The 6000-nt window shown below is 63.8% G+C and carries 8 protein-coding genes; all 8 read right to left on the reverse strand.

What is annotated here, in order from left to right:
• Nucleotides 1-18: 18 nt before the first annotated feature.
• Nucleotides 19-1092, reverse strand: coding sequence for a butyrate kinase (gene buk / locus WC509_08285; GenBank protein ID MFA5007441.1), 1074 nt, complete (start codon nucleotides 1090-1092; stop codon nucleotides 19-21).
• Complete coding sequence (locus tag WC509_08290; protein MFA5007442.1) at nucleotides 1067-1984, reverse strand: bifunctional enoyl-CoA hydratase/phosphate acetyltransferase; 918 nt, start codon at nucleotides 1982-1984, stop codon at nucleotides 1067-1069. The genes buk and WC509_08290 overlap by 26 nt, the downstream gene beginning before the upstream one ends.
• A complete protein-coding gene (locus tag WC509_08295; protein MFA5007443.1) occupies nucleotides 1977-2540 on the reverse strand; it encodes a 2-oxoacid:acceptor oxidoreductase family protein in 564 nt (187 codons plus the stop codon). Before WC509_08295 ends, WC509_08290 begins: the two co-directional genes overlap by 8 nt.
• Nucleotides 2533-3285, reverse strand: a complete 753-nt coding sequence (locus WC509_08300) for a thiamine pyrophosphate-dependent enzyme (GenBank protein MFA5007444.1) — start codon at nucleotides 3283-3285, stop codon at nucleotides 2533-2535. Before WC509_08300 ends, WC509_08295 begins: the two co-directional genes overlap by 8 nt.
• On the reverse strand, nucleotides 3285-4355 hold the full coding sequence (gene vorB / locus WC509_08305) for a 3-methyl-2-oxobutanoate dehydrogenase subunit VorB (GenBank protein MFA5007445.1): 1071 nt from the start codon (nucleotides 4353-4355) through the stop codon (nucleotides 3285-3287). The genes WC509_08300 and vorB overlap by 1 nt, the downstream gene beginning before the upstream one ends.
• Complete coding sequence (locus WC509_08310; GenBank protein MFA5007446.1) at nucleotides 4355-4573, reverse strand: 4Fe-4S binding protein; 219 nt, start codon at nucleotides 4571-4573, stop codon at nucleotides 4355-4357. The genes vorB and WC509_08310 overlap by 1 nt, the downstream gene beginning before the upstream one ends.
• 10 nt (nucleotides 4574-4583) lie before the next feature.
• Nucleotides 4584-5234 (reverse strand): hypothetical protein, encoded by a 651-nt coding sequence (locus tag WC509_08315; GenBank protein ID MFA5007447.1) that lies wholly within the window; start codon nucleotides 5232-5234, stop codon nucleotides 4584-4586.
• A gap of 1 nt (nucleotide 5235) precedes the next feature.
• Nucleotides 5236-6000: Glu/Leu/Phe/Val dehydrogenase family protein (locus WC509_08320; GenBank protein ID MFA5007448.1), on the reverse strand; the 765-nt coding region annotated here is incomplete at its 5' end.

Genomic DNA, 6000 nt, shown 5'->3' on the forward strand with positions numbered 1-6000 from the left:
ATCAGTTCCCCTCTCGATTCAGCGGTAGACCTGCAGCTTCTCCTGTTTGGTGAGGACGCGCAGGGTCCCTTCGGCGAGCGCGCGCATCTCGTCCTCGCCGGGATAGACGGTGACCGGGAAGATCGGCTGGACGCGGGCCTTGATCATGTCGACGAACATCGGGTTGTACGCGAGGCCGCCGGTGAGGATGATCGCGTCGACCTTTCCGCCGGCGACGAAGTAGAGCGAGCCGATCTCCTTGGCGACCTGATAGGCCATCGCGTCGAGATAGAACCGCGCGGTCTCGTCGCCCGCCTCGATGCGGCGCTTGATCTCAAGACCGTTCGAGGTCCCGAGATAGGAGACGAGTCCGCCCTGGCCCGCAAGCATCTTCTTGACGTCGCCGATCGCGTACCTGCCGGAATAGCACATGTCCACGAGCGGATAGGTCGGGACCGTGCCGGCGCGCTCCGGCGAGAACGGGCCGGTGCCGCCGAGGGCGTTGTTCACGTCGACGACGCGGCCGTGGTCGTGCAGACCGACGGAGATCCCGCCGCCGAGATGGGCGATGATCATCGTCAGGTCCTCGTAGTCGCGGCCGACGACCTTGGCGTGGCGCTTGGCGATCGCCTTGTGGTTGAGGGCGTGGAAGATCGAGACTCGCTCGATCCCGGACAGGCCGGAGACGCGGGCGATGTCCTCCATCTCGTCGATCACGACCGGGTTCACGATGTAGGCCGGACGGTTGAGCGGTTCGGCGAGCTCATAGGCGATCATCGCGCCGAGGTTGCTGGCATGATAGCCGTAGCGGCCGACGGAAAGGTCGTCGACCATCGTCTTCGTGACGAGGTAGGTGCCGCTGTTCCTCAGCGGTTTCAGCATCCCCCCGCGGCCGACGAAGACGTCGATGTTTTCGGGCGTGTAGCGGTGCTCGGCGAGGAAGTCGAGGATGATCTGCTTCCGGAAGTCCTTCTGGTGGGCGACCGTCGGAAACTGCTTGAGCGTCTCCGCGTCGTGCTTCAGGACGTGCTCCTGGATGAGCTTGTCGTTGATGAAGACGGCGACCTTCGTCGAGGTCGAGCCGGGGTTAATGACGAGAATCAGATAGTCCATGTCCGTACACCACCGCGAGCGCGATCGAATGGAGTTTCGTTTCCGGGGCGTCCGCCCGGCTCGTGAGCACGATCGGCACGCGCGCGCCGATCACGAGGCCGGCGGCTTCCGCGCCGGCGAGGAAGACGGCCGTCTTATAGAAGACGTTTCCGCCGTCGAGGTTGGGGAACACGAGGATGTCGGCCCGGCCGGCCACGGGGCCTGAAAGACCCTTGTGTCGGACCGAATCGGCGGAGACGAGGTTGTCGATCGCGAACGGTCCGTCGACGTCGAAGCCGCAGTCGCCGCGGAGGGCGAAGGTCTTCTTCACCTCGTCGGCGTCGAGGGTCGACGCGATCTTGGGATTGACCTTCTCGACGGCGGACACGAGTCCGACCTTCGGGCGGTCGTAGCCGAGGGTGCGGGCGAGCTTCACCGCGTTCTCGATCAGAAGCGTCTTCTCGGCGACGGAGGGGGCGATGTTCATCGCGCCGTCGGTGGCGAACAGGACGCGGTCGACGAGCGGAACGGAGACGATCCCGACGTGCGAGAGGAGCGGTGCGTCCTTGATCCCCCACTCGCTGTTCACGACGCCCTTGAGGAGGACCTTCGTGTCGACGAGTCCCTTCATCAGGATGTCGGCCTCGCCCCTGTTCACGAGGTCGATGCCGTGGCGGACGGCGGATTCGTCATCGGGCTTGTCGACGATCTCAAACGGTTTCTTCATCTTGAAGCGGCAGGCCAGTTCGGCGATCTCGGCGAGCCGGCCGATCAGGATCGGTTCGACAAGGCCGCGTTCCGCCGCCATCGCGACGGCGTCGACGACGAACTCGTCGTGGGCGCAGACGACCGCGAGACGGTACGGACGGAGTCCCTCGGTCAGGCGGAACAGGTCCGAGACCTTCTCAAGCATGGGGCATCGCCCCGCCTTTCGCGAGCCCGCGGCCGGCGGCGATCGCATCCCGGTTGATCGGCATCAGGTGCGCCTTGCGCTCGCCGAGAAACTTCTGGAGGATGTGGTCGACGGTCGCGTCCATGAACATTCCGGTCGCCTCGAGGAAGGCGCCGAGCATCACCATGTTGGCGACCTGGACGTTGCCGAGGGAGAGGGCGACGTCGTTCGCCGGAACGGCGAGGACGGTGACGCCTTCGATCGCGACCTCGTCCTTGATGAGCGAGGAGTTGTAGAGCACGAGGCCGCCCGGGACGACCTTGTCTTTGAACTTCTGGAGCGACGGCAGGTTGAAGGCGACGAGACGGTCGGCCTTCTGGAAGACGGGCGAGTTGATCGGCTTCTTCGAGACGATCACCGAGCAGTTGGCGGTGCCGCCGCGGGTCTCCGGTCCGTAGGACGGGACCCAGAGGGCGTACATCTCCTCCTCGGTGGCCGAATACGCGAGCATCTGCCCGAACATCATCACGCCCTGGCCGCCGAAGCCGGCGACCTTCACGTTCACGGCGTCATTCATGGCTTTCCACCCCCGCATCCCGGAACACCTTCATCGGGAAGACCTTGGTCATCTCTTCTTCGACCCACTTGAGCGCGTCCTGGGGCGTCTTTCCCCAGTTGACGGGGCAGGTCGAGAGGATCTCGACCATCGTGAAGCCGCAGCCTTCCTTCTGATAGGTGAAGGCCTTCTTGATCGCGTTCTTCGCGTTTCGCACCTGGCGCGGGTTGTAGACGGAGCAGCGCTCGAGGTAGGCGACGCCCTCGATCTGCGAGAACATCTCGGAGATGTGGATCGGGTTGCCGTGGAGATGGGCGTCGCGGCCCATCGGCGAGGTCGTCGTCTTCTGGCCGATCAGCGAGGTCGGGGCCATCTGGCCGCCGGTCATGCCGTAGATCGCGTTGTTGACGAAGATGATCGTGACGTTCTCGCCGCGGTTGGCGGCGTGGATCGTCTCGGCGATGCCGATCGAGGCGAGGTCGCCGTCGCCCTGGTAGGTGAAGACGATGTCGTCGGGATGGGTCCGCTTGATGCCGGTGGCGACGGCCGCGGCGCGGCCGTGCGGACACTGGATCATGTCGCAGTTGAAGAATTCGTAGGAGAACACCGAGCAGCCGACGGAGGCGACGCCGACGGTGCGGTCGAGGACGCCGAGCTCTTCAAGCGATTCGGCGACGAGCTTGTGGATGATGCCGTGGGTGCAACCCGGGCAGTAGGACAGCGGCTTGTCGGTGAGTCCCTTGGACTTCCTGTATTTGATTTCCATCAGTCGACCCTCCGCTCATCGAAGTGGAGGATCGCCTCGGCGACCTCCTCCGGTTCGGGCACGACACCGCCGGCGCGTCCGAAGAAAGCGACCGGCAGGGCGCCGTTGTTCATGATGCGGACGTCGTCGAGCATCTGTCCGAGGCTCATCTCGCAGACGAGGATGCCCTTGCAGTTGCGGTTGATCGCCTTGAAGGGCGCCTTCGGGAACGGCCAGAGGGTGATCGGCCGGATCATCCCGACGTTCAGCTTCTTCTTCGCGAGGATCTCGATCGCGGAGCGGACGACGCGCGCCATCGTGCCGTAGGCGACGACGACATAGTCGGGGTCGTCCATGTTCACGAGTTCGAAGCGGGTCTCGTTTGCGGTCGCATGCTGGTATTTCTTCTGGAGCTTCAGGTTGTGCGCCTCGAGCTCATAGGGGTCGAGATAGAGCGAGCAGATCGTGTTCCGGCCCTGGTGCCCGGCCATTCCGCCGGCCGCCCAGTCCTTGGGCGGGACGAAGCGCTTCGTCGTCGGCTTGTTCACGTCGACGGCTTCCATCATCTGGCCGATCAGGCCGTCGACGAGGATCATCACCGGATTGCGGTAGTAGTCGGCCACGTCGAAGGCTTCCTTGATCACGTCCACGGTCTCCTGGATCGACTCGGGGGCGAAGACGATCGTGTGGTAGTCGCCGTTCCCGCCGCCGCGCGTCGCCTGGTAGTAGTCGCCCTGGGACGGCTGGATGCCGCCGAGACCGGGGCCGCCGCGCATGACGGAGACGATCACGGCCGGCAGTTCGGAACCGGCGAGGTAGCTGATGCCCTCCTGCTTGAGGGCGATGCCCGGCGAGGACGAGGACGTCATCGCCCGGGCGCCGGAGGCCGCGGCGCCGTAGACCATGTTGATCGCGGCGACTTCCGATTCCGCCTGCAGGAACACGCGTCCCTGCTCGAACATGTACTTCGAGAGGTATTCGGAGACTTCGTTCTGGGGGGTGATGGGGTAGCCGAAATAGGCTTCGACACCGCCCTTGACGGCCGCGAGGGCGATCGCCTCGTTGCCTTTCATGAGCACTTTGTTGGCCATTATTTCAGCACCTCCACGGTGATGATCGAGTCGGGGCACATCAGCGCGCAGGTGGCGCAGGCGATGCATTTGTCCTCGTCGGTGATCCGGATCAGGTTGTAGCCCTGGTTGTTCATCCAGTTCTTGTCCTGATACAGGATCTTGACGGGGCAGAAGGTGACGCACAGGCCGCAGCCCTTGCAGCGTTCGTACTCGAACGTGAGTCTTCCTTTCGGCATGGAAATCCTCCTAGAGCCAAGATTGGCGAAGATAGAGTTTCAGGGGCAAAGGTTCTCCGGACACCTTGCGGGCCGGGTCGTAGATCGTTTCGGGAATCGCGGTGAAGACCACGGGAAGGCCCGTGCGGGCGGCGACCGCGGTCAAAACGGCTTCGCCCGCCGCCACTTCTTCGTACGTGGTGTCCCGAAGCAGGTTGGCGTTGTTGACGAGGCCGGTGACCCTGATGCCGCCGGCATCCTCGATCGCGCCGATGAGGGCGATCAGGGAATCCGGCGTGGAAGTGTCGTCGCGGTACACGTTCACGACCAGGAACAGGTCGACGGGCTCGGCGGCGGCGAGGTCGCGGAACTGCCGGAGCAGGGTCGCGCCGAGGTCGTTGCCGCCGAGGTCGAAGATCGCCGTCGATTCCTTGTCGTAGAACGGCTTGAAGACGTCTTTCGACAGGTAGGGCATGTCGGCGTAGATCGCATCCTTGAGGGGCGAGGAGACGACGTTCACGCCGGCGTCGCGAAGCGGTTTGTCCGCTTCGCGGCTGCGGAAGTACGGATTGACGATGTCGAGGTCGACGAGATAGCCGACCCGGCGCCGGATCGCGAGATTGACCGCGACCTCCGACTTGCCGCTGCCGAAATACCCGCAGAGGAACGTCAGCCGGCGCATCTCAGCGCGGGACGTAGTTGGCGCGGACGCGGCCGATCGTCTCCATGCGCTTCTTGGCGAAGCGCTTGGCGGCTTCCTGGGTATGGATGTTCTCGTCGCGGGCGATCGTGAAGATGTCGATCAGACGGTCGTAGATCTTCTCGACGTCGCGGACGACCTTGTCGCGGTTGTAGGTGCCGAGCTCGTTGAAGACGTTGATGACGCCGCCGGCGTTGATCACGAAGTCGGGGGCGTAGAGGATGCCCTTGTCCTTGATCATGTTGCCGTGGCGGTCTTCGTCGAGGAGAACGTTGTTCGCCGTGCCGGCGATCACCTTCGCCTTGATCTTCGGGATCGTGTCGTCGTTCAGGACCGCGCCGAGGGCGCAGGGGCTGATAACGTCGACGTCGCACTCGAAGAAGTTCTCGGGCTTGACGTATTCGACCTCGGGATGCTCCTTCTTCATGCGTTCGATGTGCTTCGGGTTGATTTCGGAGAAGTAGATCTTCTTCGCCTTGTTCTCGACGAGATAGTTGATCAGGTAGTATCCGGTCTGGCCGGCGCCCTGGACGGCGAACGTGCGCTTGGAGACGTCGTCGTCGCCGAACGCGAACTTGATCGCGGCGCGGATGCCGTGGTATGCGCCGAGCGCGGTGATCGGCGACGGGTTGCCGGATTTGCCCTCGAGGCCGACGACGTGATCGGTCTCCATCGCGACGAAATCCATGTCCTTCGTATTCGTATTGACGTCTTCGGCCGTGATGTAGCGGCCGTTGAGGCTCTGGAT

The sequence above is a fragment of the Candidatus Izemoplasmatales bacterium genome (genome assembly GCA_041649275.1).
Classification (GTDB): domain Bacteria; phylum Bacillota_I; class Bacilli_A; order Izemoplasmatales; family Hujiaoplasmataceae; genus UBA12489.

What these genes read in the sequence shown, in the direction of transcription:
- buk (MFA5007441.1), bottom strand. Translation starts at nt 1,092, where the DNA reads ATGGACTATCTGATTCTCGTCATTAACCCCGGCTCGACCTCGACGAAG.
- WC509_08290 (MFA5007442.1), bottom strand. Translation starts at nt 1,984, where the DNA reads ATGCTTGAGAAGGTCTCGGACCTGTTCCGCCTGACCGAGGGACTCCGT.
- WC509_08295 (MFA5007443.1), bottom strand. Translation starts at nt 2,540, where the DNA reads ATGAATGACGCCGTGAACGTGAAGGTCGCCGGCTTCGGCGGCCAGGGC.
- WC509_08300 (MFA5007444.1), bottom strand. Translation starts at nt 3,285, where the DNA reads ATGGAAATCAAATACAGGAAGTCCAAGGGACTCACCGACAAGCCGCTG.
- vorB (MFA5007445.1), bottom strand. Translation starts at nt 4,355, where the DNA reads ATGGCCAACAAAGTGCTCATGAAAGGCAACGAGGCGATCGCCCTCGCG.
- WC509_08310 (MFA5007446.1), bottom strand. Translation starts at nt 4,573, where the DNA reads ATGCCGAAAGGAAGACTCACGTTCGAGTACGAACGCTGCAAGGGCTGC.
- WC509_08315 (MFA5007447.1), bottom strand. Translation starts at nt 5,234, where the DNA reads ATGCGCCGGCTGACGTTCCTCTGCGGGTATTTCGGCAGCGGCAAGTCG.